Consider the following 22,509-nt stretch of genomic DNA (forward strand, 5'->3'; position numbering starts at 1 on the left):
ATCCCTTTCCGGAGAAAGAAACTCGGGTGTTAATAAATATTAACGATATTGCGTAATGTTAAATTTGAATACCGGGTTATTCAGCATATCATATAATCTTTTAATGCTTGGAACTTGCTTCACTGCCCAGCCAATATCTGTTGCATATTGCGGGTATCCAGGGTTCGCAGGATTCCATCTCATTTTATATAACGTATTTTGGTTATATTGATTATGAATGTAGCTATTTCCAATAAATTGGGCGCCGCCAATGATAGCCTGTTCTGGTGAGAACCAGCCTTCATTATAAGCTCTGATGGCTCCACCGTTATGCGCATTGCCATCTACCGCACCAATACCATACATATTGTATGTGGTTCTGATATTTCGAAGACCGCTTCGATTAGATGAAGTAACTACAACAGGATTTCCGTTGCTATTTAAACCTACTTCAATTCCTTTTGCTAATGCAGAGCTTCCATTACCAGTTTCTAGTAACGCATGTGAAATCAAATAGATTTCATTAACGCTATGCTGTTTGCCAGCTGTTATAAAGGCTTGTCCTCTGCCGGCAAGAATGCCTTTCCCTTTTAGAATATCGTTATTTAAGGAAGAGGCTGTGACACCAACACTGCTGGTTAAATCTAAATGCTGGAAGATATCATTATTCTCTGGATTTAGATAACTGCTTACATCACTTCTAGTTGGATTTCTCCAAGCATTGTAGCTGATTCTGTACCAATTACCTGTTGAACCAAGAATCGTAACCTGTGTTCCGCTGCTTATCTGTCCATAAATATGGCTCGAGCTGCTTGCAGAGGAGCGGACATTTACATTTGCAGTTGTTCTGTTTGAACCATCCACATAATTCTTATGCACATATGCAGGATCATTTCGATACATATCAGTCTGCTGTAATTGGTTCATTTGGGTGTTCAACGCTTGATTGAATGTTACGTCATATGTTTCATGGTTAACAACCCAGCGATTGCTGACTGCTTCATCCAAAGCTGCCAAGGTTCTTTCATCTACTATTCCATTTACTCGCAGGTTATTATCTCTTTGGAATTGCTTTATTTTCTGCTCCATAAAGCTCCCAAATAGTGTCGTAACGCTTATGTGACCATATCCAAGGCTGTTTAATTGCCGTTTGATTTCTGGAATATCATTATGACGTTTCCCTCTTTGGAGTGGATGGTTGTATATACTGTTCAGCTTATCTTTTGTCGCTTTGTTCATCTTCCCAGTGGCACTTAATCCATAGTAGGATTGGAACCTTTTTACTTGTGTTTCCATGAAACTTCCATATAGGTTGGTCTCTGTGATATAGCCGAACCCAATGGCATTTAACTGTTTTTTAAATTGGACAATTTCTGCATGCCTGTCTCCACGCTGATATGTGTCTTTAGGGGCAAGTTCTTTTAATTTACCGACTGTTACTTCATCTGCTATTCCGTTAACACGCAGACCATAATCTTTTTGGAATTGCTTTATTTTCTGCTCCATAAAGCTCCCAAATAGTGTCGTAACGCTTATGTGACCATATCCAAGGCTGTTTAATTGCCGTTTGATTTCTGGAATATCATTATGACGTTTCCCTCTTTGGAGTGGATGGTTGTATATACTGTTCAGCTTATCTTTTGTCGCTTTGTTCATCTTCCCAGTGGCACTTAATCCATAGTAGGATTGGAACCTTTTTACTTGTGTTTCCATGAAACTTCCATATAGGTTGGTCTCTGTGATATAGCCGAACCCAATGGCATTTAACTGTTTTTTAAATTGGACAATTTCTGCATGCCTGTCTCCACGCTGATATGTGTCTTTAGGGGCAAGTTCTTTTAATTTACCGACTGTTACTTCATCTGCTATTCCGTTAACACGCAGACCATAATCTTTTTGGAATTGCTTTATTTTCTGCTCCATAAAGCTCCCAAATAGTGTCGTAACGCTTATGTGACCATATCCAAGGCTGTTTAATTGCCGTTTGATTTCTGGAATATCATTATGACGTTTCCCTCTTTGGAGTGGATGGTTGTATATACTGTTCAGCTTATCTTTTGTCGCTTTGTTCATCTTCCCAGTGGCACTTAATCCATAGTAGGATTGGAACCTTTTTACTTGTGTTTCCATGAAACTTCCATATAGGTTGGTCTCTGTGATATAGCCGAACCCAATGGCATTTAACTGTTTTTTAAATTGGACAATTTCTGCATGCCTGTCTCCACGCTGATATGTGTCTTTAGGGGCAAGTTCTTTTAATTTACCGACTGTTACTTCATCTGCTATTCCGTTAACACGCAGACCATAATCTTTTTGGAATTGCTTTATTTTCTGCTCCATAAAGCTCCCAAATAGTGTCGTAACGCTTATGTGACCATATCCAAGGCTGTTTAATTGCCGTTTGATTTCTGGAATATCATTATGACGTTTCCCTCTTTGCAATGGACTATTATACACACTATTTAGTTTATTTTTTGTTGCTTGGTTCATCTGACCGTTAGCGGTCAGTCCATAGTAGGATTGGAACCTTTTTACTTGTGTTTCCATAAAGCTTCCAAAAAGGTTAGTCTCCGTAATATAACCAAAACCAATGGCGTTTAACTGCTTCTTCAGTTTAACAATCTCTTGATGCCTGTCTCCCTGTTTAAAAGTGCTGTTTGCAGAAAATACGGTTGCTCTGGCAAAGCTTTGTATGCTGATTTCTTGTTCTTCTTCTAATTCAGCATTTTCTTCTGTGTCTGCTCCAGACTCTTCCTCTGTTACTTCTTCAGTACTTTCTTCTGTGTCCGCCTCAGACTCTTCCTCTGTCACTTCTCCAGCATTTTCTTCTGTGTCTGCTTCAGTTTCTTCTTCTGTTGCTTCCTCAGTACTTTCTTCTGTGTCCGCCTCAGACTCTTCCTCTGTCACTTCTCCAGCATTTTCTTCTGTGTCTGCTTCAGTTTCTTCTTCTGTTGCTTCTCCAGCGTTTTCTTCTGCATCCGCTTCAGTTTCTTCCTCTGTTGCTTCTCCAGCATTTTCTTCTGCGTCCGCTTCAGTTTCTTCCTCTGTTGCTTCTCCAGCGTTTTCTTCTGCATCCGCTTCAGTTTCTTCCTCTATTGCTTCCTCAGCGTTTTCTTCTGTATCCGCTTCAGACTCTTCTTCTGTGTCCGCTACAGTTTCTTCCCCTGTTGCTTCCTCAGCGTTTTCTTCTGTATCTGCTTCAGACTCTTCCTCTGTTGCTTCTTCGGCTTCAGCGTCTTCTTCCGCATCGGCTGCCGGCAATTCCTCGACTTCTTCCTCTTCCGTCACAAATTCTTCAGGTTTACTGAACTCCAGGTGCTCTTCACGGTCGAATGAATCGTCTGCTAAAATGTATTCTATTTGTAGTAGTGTGTCTTCATCTGCAACTCCCGTGTCTTCTATGTCATAAAACTTTTGAAATGCTTTTACAGCTTCCTCTGTATGTAGGCCGTAATAAGTTGTAGGTTTTTCTAATGCTGCAAATCCAAGCTCTGTTAAATCTTCTTTCAGATCTAGAATTTGTTCATCGTAATCCCCTAGTTTAAGCTTTATTTCTTCTGACACCGCTTCGTCCGTGGAAGAATCCTGTTCATCAACATCTGATTCTTTATCCCTATCTTCTGGCTCATTATTTTGCTCATCTTCTTTAGATGAATGACTCATCGCATATACTTCACTGACGGAAGCAAATGGAGAAGTTACCAATAAAATCACCAAAAAGAAAGGAAACCACTTTCTTCTCAAATCTTACCACCTCCTATATTTAATTCTAGCTTTCTATCTATATATCGGCAATACCTAATCTTTTCTTAAGTCATTTTTTTTAAATTGAAATCGTTTTACCGCGGTAAAACGTTCACGAAAGGTTCACTATTTTACTAGATTTTTTTATTAGCGGCAAAAGTCCTGATTTTTGCAGTTTTTTAAGTAAAATAAATTGAAAACTTCACTTAGGGATTTATTCCTTGTTATATGAATATAAATCTTCTAAATTTCTTTCCTTAGAATAGAAAGGACTATAATCGTCCAAAATAATAATTATAGCCCTTCCATTTATAATGTGTGTGCTGATTTCCTTTTAGTCTCTATCCCAATCCATTTTCCGAAGTTTACGTTTGGCGCTCTTTGCCCAGCTTTTTACTGCTTCCAAGCTTACCTGTTCTTTCTCTGCAATTTCCTGATTGGATAGTCCTTCTATAATTGCACAGTTAAACCAGACTTTTTGCTTTTCCGTCAGTATCGATGTGAATTGGGAGAAATCGGTTTCATTTTCCTGATCCAGTTTTTCCTGCGGATTCGTTCCTCCTTCATTTTTAGAGAGTATTTTTTTCTTTTTCCCATCCATATAATTTCCTGCCTGCGTCTCTACTTCCTGCTGATGCCCAAGCTGCTCTATGTATTTCCTTTCCAAAATGGATTTATGAAATACATTCACCAAACGATTTCGAATTTCAAAATTCATGTATGTCGCTAATGGTCCTTTATCCGGATTATAGTTTTCATACGCTCTCCACATGGCTACAAGTCCTTCTTGAAAATATTCCCCATCCTTATCATTAATTTGCAGCCTTGCCATTTGGTAGTACACCCTACGCTGATTCTGTTCAATAAAATCCTCCAGTTCCCATTTCTTCTTTGTCATTTTTGAACTCCCCTTTCAATAGATTGCTTTTAATCTAGCAGAAGTTAAAAATTATGTCATATTGCCAAACTAGGATTTTCTCGGAGTAAAATCGTAGTTTGTCCGGGTAAACTGTCGTTTTTTAATAAATATGCTACCGTTTAACGCTACAAACGGTAATTTATAGCTTATTTGACCTTTTTAATGACATTTTTCGACATTCTCTGTATGGACCCTGCTATAAAGTCTGATATAGAGCGTTTTATAGGGTTAATTCTTCCCTTTTTAAACAAGTAATTTTTTTATCAAAACATAAAATCTTTTATACATGCCCCTTTTTGTCTCTGAGAATTGAATATAAGTGTGAAAGGAGGTGATGACCATGGCAGTCGCAGAATTAACTGAATCGGTGTTGCAGCTTACGCTGAATGAAGGTGTGGACCCGATTACCGGCGAGTTTGTCCTAAAGCAAAAACGATTCAATTATGTGAAACCAGACGCTACTGCTGAACAGCTCTTATTAACAGCAAATGCATTCGCATCTGTTCAGCAGCATACCCTGTACGCAATCAGCCGTCGTGATGTTTCCGAAATTCATGAAAGAGAAGCTTAATGGGGGATTTAGTAAAGAAAGGAGGTGAGAACCTATGCGCAAGCTTGAATTGAAATTTGTAAATGAAGAAGGCCGTGTGGTAACCTACACGCTCGATCATCCTGTGGAACCAGCTGATCCAGCAGCTGTCCAGGAAGCAATGGATACCATTCTTCAGCAGGACGCCCTGTATTCCGCAAGCGGCGGATTAACTGAAATTCACAGTGCCCGTATCGTGGAACGTATTGTGGAAGATATTGAATTATAATCCTTTTATCGTAATAGACTTTGGCCCGTGAGGATGCTCTCCTCACGGCATTGTCTTTTATTCTAGAAAATTCTTCTGTTTTTCGTCTGAAAGCTTGTTTTTAAAATTTGTCTAAAAAGTCAAAGGTGGTGAATGCGATGGAGGCATGGATTTCTCTTTTAACCGATATTGGGTTTCCTGCTGCGGTAACCTTCTATTTATTACACCGGGTCGAAGGAAAGCTGAATCAGTTGATTGAGTCCATCTACTCGATTTCTATTCCAAAACGATTACATTAAAAAAGAGGATTTTCCCATGTTACGCCTGTGGGAAAATCCTCTTTTCTATTATTCTTGGAAAAATGCTGTTTCTTATCTTCTTTCCAGATTATAAGATTGCGCAATGGCATCTGCTGTATATTGTGCCAGCTGCTTTTTATAGCTGTCACTTTTCAGCAATGCGTTTTCTGTGAAATTATCGATAAACAGATATTCAATAAGAATCGCCGGCATATCTGTGTTCCGCAGAACATTAAAGTTCGCTGACTTTTGTCCTCTGTCGGAAACATTTAAACGGGAAGAAATATACGAATGAATGTCATTTTGTCTATTTCTTGTTTCCTGAGAAACGCCCCCATTGTAGATATACGATTCAAATCCGCCTGTTGACCCATTAAAGGCGTTGTTATGGAAACTCACAAAATAATCAGCACCCCATCTATTTGCATGGTTTGCCCGTTCTGTTAATTCAACAAACACATCTGATCTTCTCGACATTTCTACTTCAACACCCTGATACTTACTCGTTAGTATTCGCTCTGTTTCCAGCGCAATATCTAATACAACGTCTTTCTCGTTTAATCCATAGCCTTGGCCGCCTGGATCATGCGCTCCATGGCCTGGGTCAAGAAAGATTTTTACATTCGATTGCTGATCAAAAGCTTGATTGATTCGGCTTAAGGTTACTTCATCTATGATTCCATTAACACGTAAGCCATTGTCTCTTTGGAACTGTTCTACTTTTTGTTCCATATAGCTGCCAAACAACGTAGTAATACTAATATAACCATAGCCCAAACTGTTTAATTTTTGTTTAATATCCGGGATGTCATTATGACGTTTCCCTTGCTGAAATGGACTATTAGATACACTGTTCAGCTTTATTTTTGTAGCATTATCGATTGTTCCATTGACGTTAAGTCCGTAGTATTCTTGGAATCTCTTTACCTGTGTTTCCATGAAACTTCCAAAGAGTGTCGTTTCTGTAATATAGCCAAAGCCAACCGCGTTCAATTGCTCCTTATACGTCACAATATCTGCATGTCTGTCTCCACGCTGGTACGTGTCCTGTGGCGCTGCCTCATTTAATTTCGCTAACGTTACCTCATCTATGATTCCGTTTACCCGTAAACCATGGTCTCTTTGGAATTCCTCTACTTTTTGCTTCATATAGCTGCCAAAGAGCGTCGTGATACTGATATATCCGTAGCCAAGATTATTTAAATCCCGTTTGATATCCGGAATATCATCATGGCGTTTTCCTTGCTGGAATGGGCTGTTATAGACACTGTCCAGCTTTTCTTTCGTTGCTTCGTCGATTTGACCGTTAACGGAAAGTCCATAGTATTCTTGGAATCTTTTAACCTGTGTTTCCATGAAACTTCCAAAGAGTGTCGTCTCTGTGATATAGCCAAAGCCAGTACCGTTTAATTGCTCCTTATACGTCACAATATCCGCGTGTCTGTCCCCGCGCTGGTACGTATCCAATGGAGCCAATTCATCTATCTTCGCTAACGTTACTTCATCTATGATTCCGTTGACACGTAACCCTTGATCGCTTTGGAACTCCTCTACTTTCTGCTCCATAAAGCTGCCAAAGAGTGTCGTGATACTGATATATCCGTAGCCAAGATTATTTAAATCCCGTTTGATATCCGGAATATCATCGTGACGTTTCCCTTGCTGGAATGGGCTGTTATAAACGCTGTCCAGCTTTTCTTTCGTTACTTCGTCGATTTGACCATTAACGGAAAGTCCATAGTATTCTTGGAATCTTTTAACCTGTGTTTCCATGAAACTGCCGAAGAGTGTGGTCTCTGTGATATAACCAAAGCCAACCGCGTTCAATTGCTGCTTGAATTGAATCATATCTTCATGTCTGTCTCCCCGCTGGTACGTATCCTGCGGAGCAAGTTCATTCAACTTGGCTAACGTTACTTCATCCGCAATTCCGCTGACACGAAGACCATGATCTCTTTGAAATTGCTCTATTTTTTGTTCCATAAAAGTTCCAAAGAGCGTCGTAACACTGATATAACCATATCCTAGATTATTCAGCTTCTGCTTGATATTTGGAATATCATCATGACGTTTTCCTTGTTGGAATGGACTGTTATAAACAGAGTCGAGCTTTTCTCTCGTAGCCCGGTCCATTTGGCCGTTAGCCGGAAGACCATAGTATTCTTGGAATCGCGTTACCTGTGTTTCCATGAAACTGCCAAAGAGCGTCGTTTCTGTAATATAACCAAAGCCGATTGCGTTTAATTTTTTCTTAAACTGTACAATCTCTGAGTGTCTATCTCCCTGCTGATACGTACTTTGGGCAGCAAATGTTTCTACTTCGTCCAAACGCTGCTCACCAATTTCTTGGTCTTCTTCCTCGGATTCTGCGCTTTCTTCTGTCTCAGATTCTTGGCCTTCTTCCGATTCTGCACCTTCCTCTGTCTCAGATTCTTGGCCTTCTTCCGATTCTGTGCTTTCCTCTACTTCAGATTCTTGCTCGTCCTCAGGTTCTGTGCTTTCCTCTGTTTCAGATCCTTGCTCGTCCTCAGATTCTGCGCCTTCCTCTGTTTCAGATCCTTGCTCGTCCTCAGATTCTGTGCCTTCCTCTGTTTCAGAGCCCCGCTCTTCCTCGGATTCTGTGCCTTCCTCTATTTCAGATCCTTGCTCGTCCTCGGATTCTGCGCCTTCCTCTGTTTCAGATCCTTGCTCGTCCTCAGATTCTGTGCCTTCTTCTGTTTCAGATCCTTGCTCGTCCTTGGATTCTGCGCCTTCCTCTATTTCAGAGCCCTGCTCTTCCTCGGATTCTGCGCCTTCCTCTGTTTCAGATCCTTGCTTGTCCTCGGATTCTGTGCCTTCCTCTATTTCAGAGCCCTGCTCTTCCTCGGATTCTGCGCCTTCCTCTATTTCAGAGCTCTGCTCGTCCTCAGATTCTGTGCCTTCTTCGGACTCAGCGTCTTCTTCTGCCTCAGCATTTTGCTCGACTTCTTCCGCTTCTGTCTCAAATTCTTCTGGCTTACTGAACTCCAGATGCGCTTCACGATCAAAGGAATCTCCCGATAGCAAGTCTTCTATCATTTGCAGTGTTTCTTCGTCCGCGATTCCTGTCTCTTCTATGTCATGAAAAACTTGAAATATCTTTACAGATTCTTCTGTATGTAAGCCGAAATATTCAGTCGGGGCCTCTAATGCAGCAAATCCAAGCTCTGTTAAATCTTCTTTCAGTTCTTGAATTGCTTCCTCTTCATCACCCAGCTGAAATTGTACTTCTTCTGGCTCTGCTTCATCGTCCGAAGCGTCCTGTTCCGCGTCTATTCTGTTGTTGTCTTCCTCTTCTATGTGCTCAACGCTCTGCTGACTTTCCTTCGATTGATTATTACTCATCGCGTACACTTCACCCGCAGTGGAAAATGGTGAAATAATCAATAAAGCAATGACTAGAAGAGGAATCCATTTTTTCCTCAAACTGCCGCACCTCCTATTAAATTTTACTTCCTTTCTTTGTATCGGCAGAAAACAGGTATTTATTTAGTATAAAAATCACAAAAATAAATACTACTCTACCAAAAGAACTGATTCACGAAGGATCGTTAAACCCAAAAATAAGTCAATGTACCTAAATTTTAATTATATGTATAGTTTAAAAATGATTTATCGTATGTAATTGCTATTATATTTTACCTATTTTTTTATTCGAAAAATAGACAGACTTATGTAAAAAATGTGAATCACAGATAAGACTAACAGAAAATTTGATTTTTAACAACATTTTTTGGAAGTTAAATTTTACTTATGTATGGGCTTATGCTATTTTCTTAACTAAGCAGCATGATGAGGAAACACCATCCTATTTAACACCAAGATTACAGGAGGCGCGACATGTATATATGTTATATGAGGAATTTCAACAAACCACCCGAATATGTAAAATTATTAGCAAAAGCCGCGAAGTACTATCAAATTGAGGTTATCTACAGTCATCCGAAAAACGTGGATGTAGATAAAGAGGTGATTAACGGGTTTACGCTGCATGATAATAAATGGCGTGAGATAGAAATCCCTGTTCCTGCATTTATTGACTTGAACAGTTATTGCTATAAATATAAAAATGTGGCTGCTTTCCTAAAAAAGAAAAGCACGCTGTTAAATCTGAAGGGATTTGGCAGTAAACTGAAGCTCTACAATACATTGATTGAAGATGGCCAGTTTGCAAAATATATTCCGGATACGGTACAAATCACGGATTTCGACTCTTTTATGCAGTTTATCCAAAAGCATCAACGGGCTATTCTCAAGCCAAGAGTCGGTCACAAAGGAATCGGGGTCTATTTGGTCCATCAGATCGATGAAGATTCCTATCAGCTATACGTCAATAATTCGGAAAAAATGCTGTCTGCGGAAGAACTCAAAACTTATATCGAAGAATTAATAGATGACAAAGTATATTTAGCACAACAATATATTCAATCCCTGACCACAGAGGGCAGTCCTTTTGACTGCCGGATACGGCTAGAAAAAAATGGAGAGGGAAAGTGGGCTGTAGCCATTCCTCTGATTCGTATCGGCTCCAATAATAAAGTTGTTTCGAATGTGGCCCAAGGTGGCGGCGTACAAAAACTGCTTCCATTTATTAAATTTCACTATCCAGAGTATTGGAAGGATATTAAAGCGGAATGTGACTATGTCGCAGAATATCTTCCTCCCAAATTGGAGGCACTCTATCAAAAACAAACCTCCTGCCTTGGCATCGATATCGGGATTGATACGGATGGAAAAATCTATATATTTGAGGTTAATGCTGCTCCCGGTGTGGAGTTTGGAGAAGCAGAAATTATTAACCTGAAAGCCGATTATTATCATTATCTTCAACAACAAGCAGCAGGTGAATAATTAAAAGGAACGATGTATGACTTATCAGTGTCATGCATCGTTCCTTTTTGCATTGCGTTGTTTAACTTTTCTTTACCAGTTTCTTCGCTTTTCTGAGGAACCCGGTTACCTTCCATGAGGTGCTGTTTATCATATCCTGAATCTGTTTTTCTTTTTTCTCTGTTTTCTTCGTTTCTTTACTTACTGCTGTTTCTAATTTGGAATTCGCTATTTCCAATTGAGCAATCTTATGTTGGTCATCCTCGATTACATCGACCAGCTGCTTTACTGGATAATTTAATTTTTCTTTCATGACATAGGCATAGTAATTGCTTCGATGGAAGGCTGCTTCGGAGATAACGTTCTTGGTGCCCGGTCCATCATTTGTCTCAAATAAATACAGATCACCGTTCGATTCAATGCCGATATCTATTCCGAGGTACATGATATGTGTTTTTCTTAACGCCTCCATTTTCTTCGGCAGTGTCTTTCCTATCGTCACTAAATTACTGTAAATCGTCTCCCATTTATTTCCATAGAATGCTTTTAAAAAGGCAACAGGTTCACTGACACCGCCCCCTTGACTGACATTCGAGACAACAGACTGCCCGATTCCGATCCGTACATAGATTTTTGCAATCGACCATTTGCCGGAGCGGTCTCTTTCCACATGCACCCGAATATCAAAAGGATCACCCTGCGGTGTTTTGGACGCAACGTATTTTTGAAGAATATAATTCCTTTGCTGCAAGACCTCATCAAAAAATTCTCGCAGATCATTTAATGGAACGTCCCACTCATTTCGCTGATAGCCTATTGTAAAGAGATCTTCTCCAATTTTTTCAATAGAGTAGATATCCTTGCCCTTTATTCCATTTCCAGGCTTAATCACGACTTTATTATATTCCATTAAATTGGGATAAACATCATCAAATGTCTTTACATTATGTGTAGGAATAATTAAATGAGCGAATTTCGGATCTTCCTTTAATATTCCTTGTAATTTCTCTTTATTTATCAGGTTTTCTCTCTTATCCGAAAGAAATGTCGTCTCTCTTAAAAAGTCCATGACTTCTTTATTATCTTTTTTAAAGCAATATATAGCTGCATCAATAAAAGGTGGAATATCGGTTTTTTTATCAACCCATTTATTATTAACCATTACTTTCCCATAAATCTTTCTTTCTTCGATACTAACATCTTTCGGTGACATATAAATAATTTCAATTCCGTATGATTTCGCTATTAATGCTGTCATTGTTGCCAGTTTTGTAGGTTTTTTAAAATTAGTCATAATACCTACTTCGTACATGGATATTCCCACCTTTTCATTCTTTTAACATGCTATTTGCTATATTCTTCATCGCTATTCTACTTTTACTTCTGCTGTGTCCGGGAATAATGCATCGACTACTTTCCCAATGACATCCCTCTTTTTTCCAACCCACGGAAAATGATGCATGGTAAGCATAGGACCCAGAGGACCGACATTCATTTCCAAAATATGAATATCCTCTCCATTGATTAAAACATCCACGCCGCATATTCTTGCTCCCGGGATAGCCCGAACCGCTTTTCTTACAGTTTCTTTGATTTCAAAACTGATCTCATCCGTTACATCAATGGCGTCTCCGCCTGTTGACACATTGGAATTCGACCTTAAGTATACCATCTCACCGTCGGCCGGGATAGTCTGAAATGTATAATTCAATTTAGATAATACCCGTTCAATTTCCTCATCTAATTTTATTTTGATGTGAATCGGATTTTTTCGTTTTTCCCGCTCTTTGTTTTTCTTCTCTACCAGTTCAGTGATAGTCGATACACCATCTCCTGTCACATTGGCCGGGATTCGGTGCGCTACACCTACAATTTCATTATTTACATACGTAAAACGATATTCTTTTCCGCTGATATATTCTTCAATAAGCACTTCTTTATGTTTTTCGCCAACTTTATGAAAGCAATGAACAAATTCATCATATTCTGTGATTTTAACGTATACATCTGTACCTTTTGCATCGTTATACGGCTTTATCACGACTGGTAAAATCGGCTGCGCCCAATCCCATGCCCGTTCGACATCTGTATTTGAAAATACGATATTCTCCGGAGCCGGGAAGCCTTTCCCTCTCAGCATTCTGCTTGTGATTTCTTTTCGGTTTGTCACTTCAATGGCCAGCGAGGTATTATAGCTGTTTACAATCATTCCTCTTCTAATGAGGTACGACTTGCCATTGTACGCCATTTTAAATCTTTTATTTGGCATCGGGGTAATCTCTACCCCTCTTTTATGTGCTTCCAAGACAATCATTCGATTCGATCGATTTAATATTCTTCCCGTTAAATCCTTTGCCCTCATAATCTCCCACCTTATGTATCTGCCAGAGAAGGAAGAAAATGTGTTTTATCCAGCTCATTCTCCGCTATATAAATTGAAATTAATAGCTACCGCTACAGAAAAACACTACGCTTTCCGTGGGCTTGAGCTCAGCCTCCTCGAAAAAAAGAAGTTCGCTTTTTTTCTGTGGGGTCTTCCCTCTGCGCTTTCCCACAGGAGTCTCCGTGTTTTTCTTCCGCTAGTTACTGTTTTCAATCATCATTCACTCATCTTTATGAGTAAAACAAAAGTATAATTCATTACTTTAATTTACGTATATCGGAAAATTGTTTATTTTTTTAGGTAAAACACACTTTTCTCATTCTCTGGCAGGCTATTTAACTACCTAATTATTTTTTTGACGGTTTCAGCGACGGTTTGTCTTTGTGATGACCTGGAATCCGGTCTTTCTTGGTTCATTTGTATAGACTAGGTCTTGTTCTTCTACATTCTCGACAGAGGACTTTTTATTTCCTTTCGCTACTGTCTTTTTAAATGTGTCCAGCACTTCTTTTTCCTCGCCGATAAGATATACTTCCACCGTATTTTTATTTATTTTTTTCGCATGGCCAAAGAGATCGTTCTTCAGTGCTTGTCTTTTGATAAAACCCAGATATCCTACCTGATTCACTTTTCCGGTTACGGTATATCTTTTTGCATACATATTAATTGCCGGTGTCCGAATCACTTTCATTTCATCTACGGCATATTTTTTTAATGGTTCTAACATGCAGAGATAATCAAAATAAAAGTTAGATTTTTCTTTCCCAATTGTTTCCGGGAAGTAATAATCCATGATAGCACCAGGTACATCTTTTGCCTTTCCTTCCAAGGGGAACAGGTGAAAACCAATTTCTGCAGTTCCGTTGATTTCCAACACCACGCCTTTCCGATTGTCCTCTGGATTAACAATAATGTCTAACCCGGCATGTGGAAGCGACGGCAGTGCCTTTAATGCATCTACGGCAATCTGTTTCACTTCGTCTGTCAATTCATCCGTGGCCTCGATCGGGTCTCCGCCAGTAGACAGATTGCTTTTTTCCCTTAAGAAGACCTGCTCTTCTTTTGCCGGAATACTTTCTACTGTATAGGCGGCTCTTTTCAGCATGGAATTCACTTCGTAATCGACTTCTATTGGCTTGGTTGCTAAATACGGATTCTTTTTTCTTTCGTTATTTTTTAGTTCAATCAATTTTTCAATGGTGTTTATCCCATCTCCAACCACATTGGCAGGAATCCGGTTCGTTGCTCCAATAACCTTATCGCCGACAACATATACACGGTACTCCTTGCCGTCGTAGTGTTTTTCTACAATATATTGACGGTAGGAATAGCTGTTTCTTAATTCTTTTAAAACAGCAGTCAGCTCCGCTTCATTATCAATATTGGTGTAGACGCCTTTACCCATGCTGCCTTTTAATGGTTTGATAATAACCGGATAACCAATTTCATTCGCGTAATCAATGATAGCTTCATCTGTTTCTAATGTCTTCCCTTTAGGGACAGGTACATTCCCCTGCTCAAGAAAAGCTTTTGTTTCTTCTTTATCCAGACATATTGTGACTGATTCATTCGCTACTTTATCCCCTCTGGAACGATAGAAATAATGCAGCGTATCTCCGTTGCTTAAAGAGTAGAATTTCCCATGCGTGCTGCTGAACATACGATGCAGTTTGCAAAGACTGGATTCGTCTCTGTACCATTTTAATTCTAATCCTCTTCTCCATCCTTCTAAAGCGATTAAATAACCGCATAGCTGATAGCCAGTCACATCATTTACAGCTTCCTTTGTCAGTGTAGGAAGGAGTTCTACTTGTTGTGTTTTCATAAAAACAGTCCCCTTATTCTACTTTTTGTTTTATTTTAAAGTGCATGTAATAGAATACAATTCGCTGCTTGTCCGGGTTTTAGGGACATATCATACGCTTTGAACGATTTCAATTCTATTAAGTTTTCTTTATATTGTGACACTCATATGGCTACTTCTTTACAAATATTTTTTTAGTTTTTCTCAAAATGCCTGTCATTTTCCAGGAGGTACTATTCAGCATATTATTCAGCCGTTTTTCTTTGCTGGTGAGTTCTTTCTCTTTTTGAACTATTTGTTTTTCCATGCCGGCGAGTGCCCTGTCTTTTTCTCTTATTTCTTTTTGCATTTGAGCGATTATGTCCGAAAGGGATTCTACCTCTTCCTTTGCATCCTTCACATGAATATTTAATTTTTCTTTTAACACATATAAGTAGTAATTACTTCTAAAATAGGCTACATCGGATTTTAATGCTTTGGAGCTGGGACTGTCATTCACTTCAAACAAATAAAAGTGTTCGCCGCTTTGATCGATGCCAACATCCAGCCCTAACGTCATAATATCCTTTCCTCGCAGTTCTTCCATTTTTTCCGGGATTATTTTTCCGAGTTTTTTTAAATATCGATAGATTTCCTGCCATTTATCCCCGTAATTTGCTTTTAAAAATTCTCGGGTATCACTGACTCCTCCGCCTTGGTTCACATTGGAAATAACGGACTGTCCGATGCCGATCCGCACATAAATCTTAGCGATTGTCCACCGGCCTCTGCCATTTTTCTCTACATGTACCCGGCAGTCAAATGGATCGCCCTGGGGCGTTCTTGATACAACGTATTTTTGAAGGAAGTAATTTTTCCCTTTTAACGTAGTATCGAAAAATGATTTCAGTTCATTTAAAGGAATCTTCCATTTTTCTGTATTAAAACCGATTTGGAGTACATTCGCTTCTACCTTTTCTATAAAGTAGATATTTTTACCGCGCAGCCCGCTTTCCGGCTTCAGCACGACTTTTTGGTACTGATTCAAGTAATGATGTAAATCTTCAACCGTCTCCATCGGATGCGTAGGTATCATTAAATGAGAAAACGCCTCATCCTTACTTAATACCTCTTGTAAATATTCTTTCGTGATGACATTTTGTCGATCTTCGGATAATAACGTCGTTTCTTTTAAGAAGTCCATGACTTCTTTCGATTCCTTTTTAAAGCAATACGGAACGACATCGATAAAAGGGGGAATATCCGTCTCTTTATCTACCCACTTATTATTGACCAGTAATCTTCCATATACTTTTTTCTTTTTTATATCGACATCTGCCGGGTTCATATAGAGCAATTCGATTCCATATGACTTGGCAATGAGTGACGTTGTTCTAGCCAGTGAATCCGGTTTTTTTAAATTGCGCATATAGCCTACTATCATCTACAATCCTTCTTCCTGTTGTTTGATAAAATCGAGTGTATTTATGATTATAGATATTTTGATCCAAATACAATTTTCCAATTAAAGTGATGAAATCTAACCTATGAAAGGAAACATATTGCTTTGCTTACCTGAGTTTAAAGTCTGGAACCCATTGTGTTAATCTGTTTTTTAGCTCGGTATATATCTCTAAACTGTCAAATGTGCCAAAGTCTGTTTTGATATGGCGATTTTCTTCGATATAATCCCGGAATAAATGCATTTGAAACTCGGTATTGTTCACATCATCGACGAAGGTTAAATCCATTTCAGGCTGTCCGATTGTAACTTGTCCGTCTTCATTTTTGCTTATGTCCAGAGAGAGCACCCCTCCGATTTGCCGGTAGACCCCAAATTGCCCGGTATACAGATTCCCGAGAGAATAGATCGCCAATGATTTGTTTGCCCGGGAATTCAGTATCCACTGCGCCGGCTGCAAGACATGCGGATGATGTCCAAGGATAATATCTGCGCCAGCATCTGATAGAGATGTAGCTAGATTCACTTGAAATGATGATGGATTTAAAGCATACTCTGGTCCAAAATGCACGGCTGCAATTACCACATCCACCTTTTCTTCTTCCTTTAAGCGCTCAATTGTTTTTCTGACAGGGATGGTTGATCCGCCGATGATTCGGTTTAATAAATATCTTTTTCCTTTAGGAAAATCCTTATTATTGGAAACCGTTGAATACGACAGCACGGCCACTTTAATACCATTTCGCTCAAATATCCGGAATGTGTCCTTGTCTGCTTTGGACTTGTGGGAACCTACATAAGGCAAACCAATTTTTTCAAGGTTCTCAATGGATTTCAATACGCCCTCTTCTCCAAAGTCAAAGCTGTGGTTATTGGCATTGGTAACGATGTCTGTGCCAAATTCCTTTAAGTTTTCTGCAATCTCAATCGGGTTATTAAATCTTGGGTACGTCGCAAGCCCAAATTCTTCCCCAGCTACGATTGATTCTAAATTAACAATCGACAAATCTCCCGCTTGTAATAATTCCTTTACGGGAGCCATCTTATCCCGGAAGTCATATTTTCCGTTTTTTATACATTTATCATATACCCTGTCATGTAGCAGAACATCTCCAGTAGCTACTAATTTCATCTGTGACATACTTATACCTCCGCCATCCGTTATTTAAACCTTCTATGAATCTGTGCTTCCACACTGTTGTTTGTAAATATACTGTACCAAAAAAGACACTTTTTGACATGATTTTATGTATTTTTCAAAAATTTCTATTGGCTGATTGGATGTCTCTTTTTACTTAGCATTGATTTAAACCGAACGGCTTTTTGTATAAGTATAAGGAAAATATTGGTTAAAAACAGATTATTTTAAACTCTCTTTGTCTGTTATTTTCAAAAGAAAAATGAACTATTCAGCGTATATATACTCCAAATAGTTCATTTTATAATAACATCCCTTTAATTAAGTCTCACAAGAATACTTCTCCTATTCTATCAGGATGACGTTATAATTTTAAACCCTGTTTTTCTAGGTCTACTAGAGAGTTCAAGATCTTTTTCTCTAATATTTTTGACGACAGATTTTTTCGATCCTTTTTTCACATATTCTTTAAATGCATCCAATTCTTCTTTAGATTCTCCGATAAGAAATATGTCGACAGTGTTGTCATCTATTTTTTTCGCATAGCCATATAGATTTCTTTCCAATGCAAATCTTTTTATTTTTGTCATATACCCTACTCTGTTTAATTTTCCAGTTGCCGTATATTTCTTTGCATATTTTTTATTCAATGGAGTTTCAGCCACCTTGATTTCCTCAATCGCTCCCGTTTTTATCGGTTCTAAGATGCTCAGGAAATCAAAATAAAAATGTGTTCTTTCAGCACCTGCTGTTTCCGGGAAATAGTAATCGATGAGCGCTCCAGGAACGTCCTTCGCTTTCCCAATCAGCGGAAATAGATGGAAGGCAATTTCAGCGGTTGCATTTACTTCTAATACGACCCCTTTTGTATTATCCTTCGATTCGACAATAATATCTACTCCGGCATGCGGGATGGAAGGAAGTGCTTTTAACGAGTCGACCGCAATTTGTTTCACCTCATCTGACAGTTCATCGGTTGCCTCAATCGGGTCACCGCCGGAAGAAAGGTTACTTTTTTCCCGCAGAAATATTTGCTCGCCTTCTTTTGGAATACTGGTTACAGTATAGCCGGCTCTTTCAAGCATATAGGTCACTTCATAATCTACCTTTATCGGCTTTGGCGACAAATACGGATTCTGTTTTCTTTCTTCATTCTTGATTTCAATTAATTTTTCAATCGTGTCTTCCCCATTCCCTGTGACGTTTGCAGGGACTCTGTTTGTGGCGCCAATCACTTTATCTCCGACGACATAGATGCGGTATTCATTGCCCTCATAATGTTTTTCCACTAAATATCGGCGGTAGGAATATTTTTTTCTTACTTCCTTCAGAATAGTTACCAATGTTTGTTCATCCGAGATATTGGTATATACGCCTACTCCCATGCTTCCGCTTAACGGCTTGATAATAACAGGATAGCCAATCTCATTCGCATAGTTAATAATCTCTTCATCGCTTTCCAAAGCTGCTCCAAGCGGCACCGGCACATCATGTTTTCGCATATAGGATTTGGTTTTTTCTTTGTTTTGACAAATACCTATCGTTTTATTGGCTACTTTATCGCCTCTGGAGCGCAGGAAATAATGCGTTTTTTCTCCATCACTTAGAGAGAAAAATTTCCCGTGTGTGGTGCTGTTTATTCGGTGCAATTTACATACGCTTGTTTCATCACTGTACCATTTTAATTCTAAGCCTCTTCTCCAGCCTTCCAAAGCTACTGCATAAGCGTCTAATTGAAAGCCTGTTATATCCTTCACTACTTTTTTGGACAGGTCGGGAAGAAGTTTTGCTTCTTGAGATTTCATAACCATTCTCCTTCATCTTTGTATTCACTTGTTTCTCATCATACATGTGAACAGGTATATTTCAATCTGCGGCTGCTATATGTATTCGTATTATTTGTTATCTGCTCTATATATGACTCTATTTTTTTCCATGCTTTCTATACACATCTTATCATAAATCTAATTTTATTCTCACATCTTTTTTACGGCTGCTTACAAATTAGAATCAGCGTGAAGAAAAAACGCCATTAAATAAGCGGCCTTCCCCTATAAAATTCAGGAAAACGGCCGCTTTACAGCATTTTCTTATTTCTATTGCCTGCGATTCCAGCTGGCATTTCAGCTAAAATACGTAAGTCCTTATCTTTTTATGATAGAAGGTTAGAAAACGTCACGATTCGCCGCTATTTCTTCTTGGTCATCTTCCTTCTCGCTTTTCTCATAACACCTGTCAGCTTCCAGGATTTACTATTTAATATGCTATTTAATTGCTTCTCTTTTTCTGCAATCATTTCTTTTAATTCACGGATTTCCTTCTGGTTATTTTCCAATTCATCCGTGGAATCTTTTACTTTTACTTTTACTTTTCTGTTTAATCGATTCTCTAAGACATACAAATAGTAATTACTTCTTAAAAATGCCACTTCGGATATAACTGCCTTGGTACTTGGTCCATCATTTACCTCAAATAGATATAATTTGCCGTTTGTATCTATTCCAATATCCAGCCCCAGGGACATAATATGTGTTCCTCTCAGCTGCTCCATTTTTTTTGGTATCTGTGTTCCGAGTTTTAATAAATTTTGATAGATTTCCTCATGCTGCCTATTAAAGTTTGCCTTGAGAAATTCTTTTGGATCACTAATTCCTCCGCCCTGGTTCACATTAGATATAACAGACTGACCGATACCGATCCGCACATAAATTTTAGCGACCGCCCACTTGCCTGTTCCGTCTTTTTCTACATGGACCCGGCAGTCAAACGGATCTCCTTGCGGGGTTCTGGACGTAACGTATTTCTGGAGGATATAATTCTTTCCTCTTACCGTGTTATCAAAAAATTCCTCCAGTGCATTTACATCAGCATCCCATTTTTCTTTATTAAAGCCGATTGTAAATAAATCGTTATCCTTCTTTTCAATAATATAGATGCCTTTGCCTCGCAGTCCTTTCCCTGGCTTCAATACAATCTTCTGATAATCATGCAGATAGCTGTCCATATCCTGGAAAGACTTAATTTTATGCGTTGGTATCATCAAATGAGAAAATTGCTCATCCTTGCTTAACGTATTTTGTAACATCTCCTTTGTTACCACGTTTCTTCGATTATCTGATAAAAAGGTTGTTTTTCTTAAAAAATCCATTTTCTCTTTATTTTTTCTCATAAAACAATATGGAGCAGCATCAATGAAAGGGGGGATATCTGTTGTTTTATCCACCCATTTATTATTCACTAGAACTTTTCCATACACCTTTTTCTCTTCTATATTAATATCCTTCGGCCGCATGTAGATTAGCTCCATGCCGTATGCTTTTGCTACTAGAGAAGTCATTTTCGCTAATTCCGTCGGCTTATTAAAATTGGTCAACATCCCGATTTCTTGCATGTCCAATCCTTCTCTCTTACTAAGTTATTATTTGAAAACCTATTTTTCTGGGTCTGTTTGAATACTCCAGATTTCGTTCCTCAATCTGTTCAACAATGGATTTTTTAGACCCTTTGCTGACAAACTTCTTGAATGTATCCAGCCCATCTTTTTTCTCACTGATAAGATAAACTTCAATCGTATTGTTATCTATTTTCTTCGCATAGCCAAAAAGGTTATTTCTTAGTGCCTGCCTTTTGATATAATTCATATACCCTACCCGGTTCACTTTCCCGCTGACGGTATATTTTTTAGCAAACATTTCCTTCACTGGCGTTTTGGCAACTTTTATTTCATCTGCTGCGCATTGCTTTAACGGTCCTAATAAGCTGAGATAATCAAAGTAAAATTGGGTTTTATTTTCCCCTATTGTTTCCGGAAAGTAATAATCGATGATTGCTCCGGGAACATCCTTTGCTTTCCCTGCTAATGGGTATAAGTGAAAACCAATCTCTGCAGTGCCATTTATCTCCAGCACTACTCCCTTTCGATTGTCACGCGGGTCGACAATAATATCTATTCCGGCATGAGGGAGAGAAGGCAGCGCTTTTAATCCATTTACAGCAATCTGCTTCACTTCTTCTGAAAGTTCATCGGTAGCTTCGATAGGATCCCCGCCAGAGGACAGATTACTTTTTTCTCTCAGGAAAACCTGCTCCCCTTTTTCAGGAATATTATTCAGCGCGTAACCGGCTCGTTCCAGCATGTAGGTTACTTCATAATCTACTTTTATCGGTTTCGGTGCTAAATATGGATTCTGTTTTCTTTCCTCGTTCTTGAGTTCAATCAATTTTTCTATCGTGTTTATTCCATCACCAACCACATTTGCCGGAATCCGGTTCGTCGCGCCAATAACTTTATCTCCAACCACATAAATTCGATATTCATTGCCATCATAATGCTTTTCCACAATATACTGACGATAAGCATATTTCGACCTTAATTCTTTAATAACTCCTGCTAACTCATTTTCATTGGATATATTTGTATAGACACCTTTACCCATACTTCCATTTAATGGTTTTATAATTACAGGATAGCCAATTTCATTCGCGTAAGCAATCATATCTGCATCTGTTTCCAATGTCTTTCCTATAGGAATAGGCACATTACTCTGTTCAAGAAGCGCTTTTGTTTCTTCTTTATTCTGACAAATTCTTACTGCCTTATTCGCTACTTTGTCTCCTCTGGAGCGAAAGAAATAATGCAGGTTATCTCCATTACTTAGTGAAAAGAACTTTCCATGTGTACTGCTGTTCATTCTGTCTAATTTACAAAGACTTGTTTCGTCTCGATACCATTTTAATTCCAGTCCTCTTCTCCAGCCTTCCAACGCTACTAAATAAGAACATAATTGGAAGCCAGTTATCCCTTCCACTACTTTTTTACTCAGTGCAGGTAAAAGCTCTACCTCTTGAGATTTCATAATCATTCTCCTCTTTTTTGTTTAATGACTAATTAGAAAAAAATGCATATTTCTTTTCCCAATCAGCTTGTTTCCTGCTGTTGTTCGTTCTACTGATTATCTAAATCCCAACAAAATATATTTCTTGAAACATCATTTTATTTCAATCTTTTTACTTAATTTACCCGATTTTTAACTTTTAACCATTTAACAGCATAAGAATTACCCTAAAAAATATTTTTCGCATGCAAATCTAAAACAACATAGCTTATTTTAAGAAATTCGAAGCATGGATTCATTTTATAGCCATTGTTTTTCAGAT

At 38.7% G+C, this 22,509-nt stretch carries 15 protein-coding genes; 4 read left to right on the forward strand and 11 right to left on the reverse strand.

All coding sequences use genetic code 11. The features are described from left to right. Positions 1-39: 39 nt before the first annotated feature. A complete protein-coding gene (locus MKY45_RS20245) occupies positions 40-3,723 on the reverse strand; it encodes a peptidoglycan-binding protein (protein ID WP_341173331.1) in 3,684 nt (1,227 codons plus the stop codon). Positions 3,724-4,057: 334 nt separating this feature from the next. Continuing rightward, positions 4,058-4,621, reverse strand: coding sequence for a sigma-70 family RNA polymerase sigma factor (locus MKY45_RS20250; RefSeq protein ID WP_341173332.1), 564 nt, complete (start codon positions 4,619-4,621; stop codon positions 4,058-4,060). A gap of 361 nt (positions 4,622-4,982) precedes the next feature. Between MKY45_RS20250 and MKY45_RS20255 the strand changes: the two genes are divergently transcribed. From MKY45_RS20255 to MKY45_RS20265, 3 genes are all read left to right on the forward strand, one after another. Then, complete coding sequence (locus tag MKY45_RS20255; RefSeq protein WP_042529621.1) at positions 4,983-5,213, forward strand: DUF1659 domain-containing protein; 231 nt, start codon at positions 4,983-4,985, stop codon at positions 5,211-5,213. A gap of 34 nt (positions 5,214-5,247) precedes the next feature. Beyond that, positions 5,248-5,460: a DUF2922 domain-containing protein gene (locus tag MKY45_RS20260; RefSeq protein ID WP_341173333.1), complete on the forward strand. Its 213-nt coding sequence runs from the start codon at positions 5,248-5,250 to the stop codon at positions 5,458-5,460. 137 nt (positions 5,461-5,597) lie between these two features. Further along, the gene (locus MKY45_RS20265; RefSeq protein ID WP_084612819.1) at positions 5,598-5,738 is read left to right on the forward strand and encodes a YvrJ family protein; all 141 of its coding nucleotides are present in this window, start codon (positions 5,598-5,600) and stop codon (positions 5,736-5,738) included. Positions 5,739-5,810: 72 nt separating this feature from the next. On the opposite strand, the gene MKY45_RS20270 is transcribed toward MKY45_RS20265, so the two are convergent. Then, complete coding sequence (locus MKY45_RS20270) at positions 5,811-9,182, reverse strand: peptidoglycan-binding protein (RefSeq protein ID WP_341173334.1); 3,372 nt, start codon at positions 9,180-9,182, stop codon at positions 5,811-5,813. 414 nt (positions 9,183-9,596) lie between these two features. On the opposite strand from MKY45_RS20270, the gene MKY45_RS20275 reads away from it, so the two are divergent. Beyond that, positions 9,597-10,607 carry a YheC/YheD family protein gene (locus MKY45_RS20275; RefSeq protein WP_341173335.1) on the forward strand — a complete coding sequence of 337 codons (1,011 nt, stop codon included), beginning with the start codon at positions 9,597-9,599 and terminating at the stop codon, positions 10,605-10,607. Between the two features lie 61 nt (positions 10,608-10,668). On the opposite strand, the gene MKY45_RS20280 is transcribed toward MKY45_RS20275, so the two are convergent. From MKY45_RS20280 to MKY45_RS20315, 8 genes are all read right to left on the reverse strand, one after another. After that, positions 10,669-11,898 carry a YheC/YheD family protein gene (locus tag MKY45_RS20280; RefSeq protein ID WP_341173336.1) on the reverse strand — a complete coding sequence of 410 codons (1,230 nt, stop codon included), beginning with the start codon at positions 11,896-11,898 and terminating at the stop codon, positions 10,669-10,671. A 54-nt stretch (positions 11,899-11,952) separates the two neighbouring features. Then, positions 11,953-12,948, reverse strand: coding sequence for an ATP-grasp domain-containing protein (locus tag MKY45_RS20285; RefSeq protein ID WP_341173337.1), 996 nt, complete (start codon positions 12,946-12,948; stop codon positions 11,953-11,955). 385 nt (positions 12,949-13,333) lie between these two features. After that, on the reverse strand, positions 13,334-14,794 hold the full coding sequence (locus MKY45_RS20290; RefSeq protein WP_341173338.1) for an acylphosphatase: 1,461 nt from the start codon (positions 14,792-14,794) through the stop codon (positions 13,334-13,336). 151 nt (positions 14,795-14,945) lie between these two features. After that, positions 14,946-16,196, reverse strand: a complete 1,251-nt coding sequence (locus tag MKY45_RS20295; RefSeq protein WP_341173339.1) for a YheC/YheD family protein — start codon at positions 16,194-16,196, stop codon at positions 14,946-14,948. Between the two features lie 127 nt (positions 16,197-16,323). Then, positions 16,324-17,355: a CapA family protein gene (locus tag MKY45_RS20300; RefSeq protein ID WP_212929160.1), complete on the reverse strand. Its 1,032-nt coding sequence runs from the start codon at positions 17,353-17,355 to the stop codon at positions 16,324-16,326. A 350-nt stretch (positions 17,356-17,705) separates the two neighbouring features. Then, positions 17,706-19,157, reverse strand: a complete 1,452-nt coding sequence (locus tag MKY45_RS20305) for an acylphosphatase (protein WP_341173340.1) — start codon at positions 19,155-19,157, stop codon at positions 17,706-17,708. Between the two features lie 383 nt (positions 19,158-19,540). Continuing rightward, entirely contained in the window at positions 19,541-20,743 is a 1,203-nt protein-coding gene (locus tag MKY45_RS20310; RefSeq protein WP_341173341.1) for a YheC/YheD family protein, read from the reverse strand. 19 nt (positions 20,744-20,762) lie between these two features. Then, positions 20,763-22,208 (reverse strand): acylphosphatase, encoded by a 1,446-nt coding sequence (locus MKY45_RS20315; protein WP_289585409.1) that lies wholly within the window; start codon positions 22,206-22,208, stop codon positions 20,763-20,765. Positions 22,209-22,509 lie beyond the last annotated feature (301 nt).

It is taken from the genome of Oceanobacillus sp. FSL K6-0251, from assembly GCF_038004725.1.
In the GTDB taxonomy this organism is placed as follows: domain Bacteria; phylum Bacillota; class Bacilli; order Bacillales; family Amphibacillaceae; genus Oceanobacillus; species Oceanobacillus oncorhynchi.

What these genes read in the sequence shown, in the direction of transcription:
- MKY45_RS20260 (WP_341173333.1), top strand. Translation starts at nt 5,248, where the DNA reads ATGCGCAAGCTTGAATTGAAATTTGTAAATGAAGAAGGCCGTGTGGTA.
- MKY45_RS20300 (WP_212929160.1), bottom strand. Translation starts at nt 17,355, where the DNA reads ATGTCACAGATGAAATTAGTAGCTACTGGAGATGTTCTGCTACATGAC.
- MKY45_RS20255 (WP_042529621.1), top strand. Translation starts at nt 4,983, where the DNA reads ATGGCAGTCGCAGAATTAACTGAATCGGTGTTGCAGCTTACGCTGAAT.
- MKY45_RS20315 (WP_289585409.1), bottom strand. Translation starts at nt 22,208, where the DNA reads ATGAAATCTCAAGAGGTAGAGCTTTTACCTGCACTGAGTAAAAAAGTA.
- MKY45_RS20290 (WP_341173338.1), bottom strand. Translation starts at nt 14,794, where the DNA reads ATGAAAACACAACAAGTAGAACTCCTTCCTACACTGACAAAGGAAGCT.
- MKY45_RS20265 (WP_084612819.1), top strand. Translation starts at nt 5,598, where the DNA reads ATGGAGGCATGGATTTCTCTTTTAACCGATATTGGGTTTCCTGCTGCG.
- MKY45_RS20280 (WP_341173336.1), bottom strand. Translation starts at nt 11,898, where the DNA reads ATGTACGAAGTAGGTATTATGACTAATTTTAAAAAACCTACAAAACTG.
- MKY45_RS20295 (WP_341173339.1), bottom strand. Translation starts at nt 16,196, where the DNA reads ATGATAGTAGGCTATATGCGCAATTTAAAAAAACCGGATTCACTGGCT.
- MKY45_RS20310 (WP_341173341.1), bottom strand. Translation starts at nt 20,743, where the DNA reads ATGCAAGAAATCGGGATGTTGACCAATTTTAATAAGCCGACGGAATTA.
- MKY45_RS20305 (WP_341173340.1), bottom strand. Translation starts at nt 19,157, where the DNA reads ATGAAATCTCAAGAAGCAAAACTTCTTCCCGACCTGTCCAAAAAAGTA.
- MKY45_RS20250 (WP_341173332.1), bottom strand. Translation starts at nt 4,621, where the DNA reads ATGACAAAGAAGAAATGGGAACTGGAGGATTTTATTGAACAGAATCAG.
- MKY45_RS20275 (WP_341173335.1), top strand. Translation starts at nt 9,597, where the DNA reads ATGTATATATGTTATATGAGGAATTTCAACAAACCACCCGAATATGTA.
- MKY45_RS20285 (WP_341173337.1), bottom strand. Translation starts at nt 12,948, where the DNA reads ATGAGGGCAAAGGATTTAACGGGAAGAATATTAAATCGATCGAATCGA.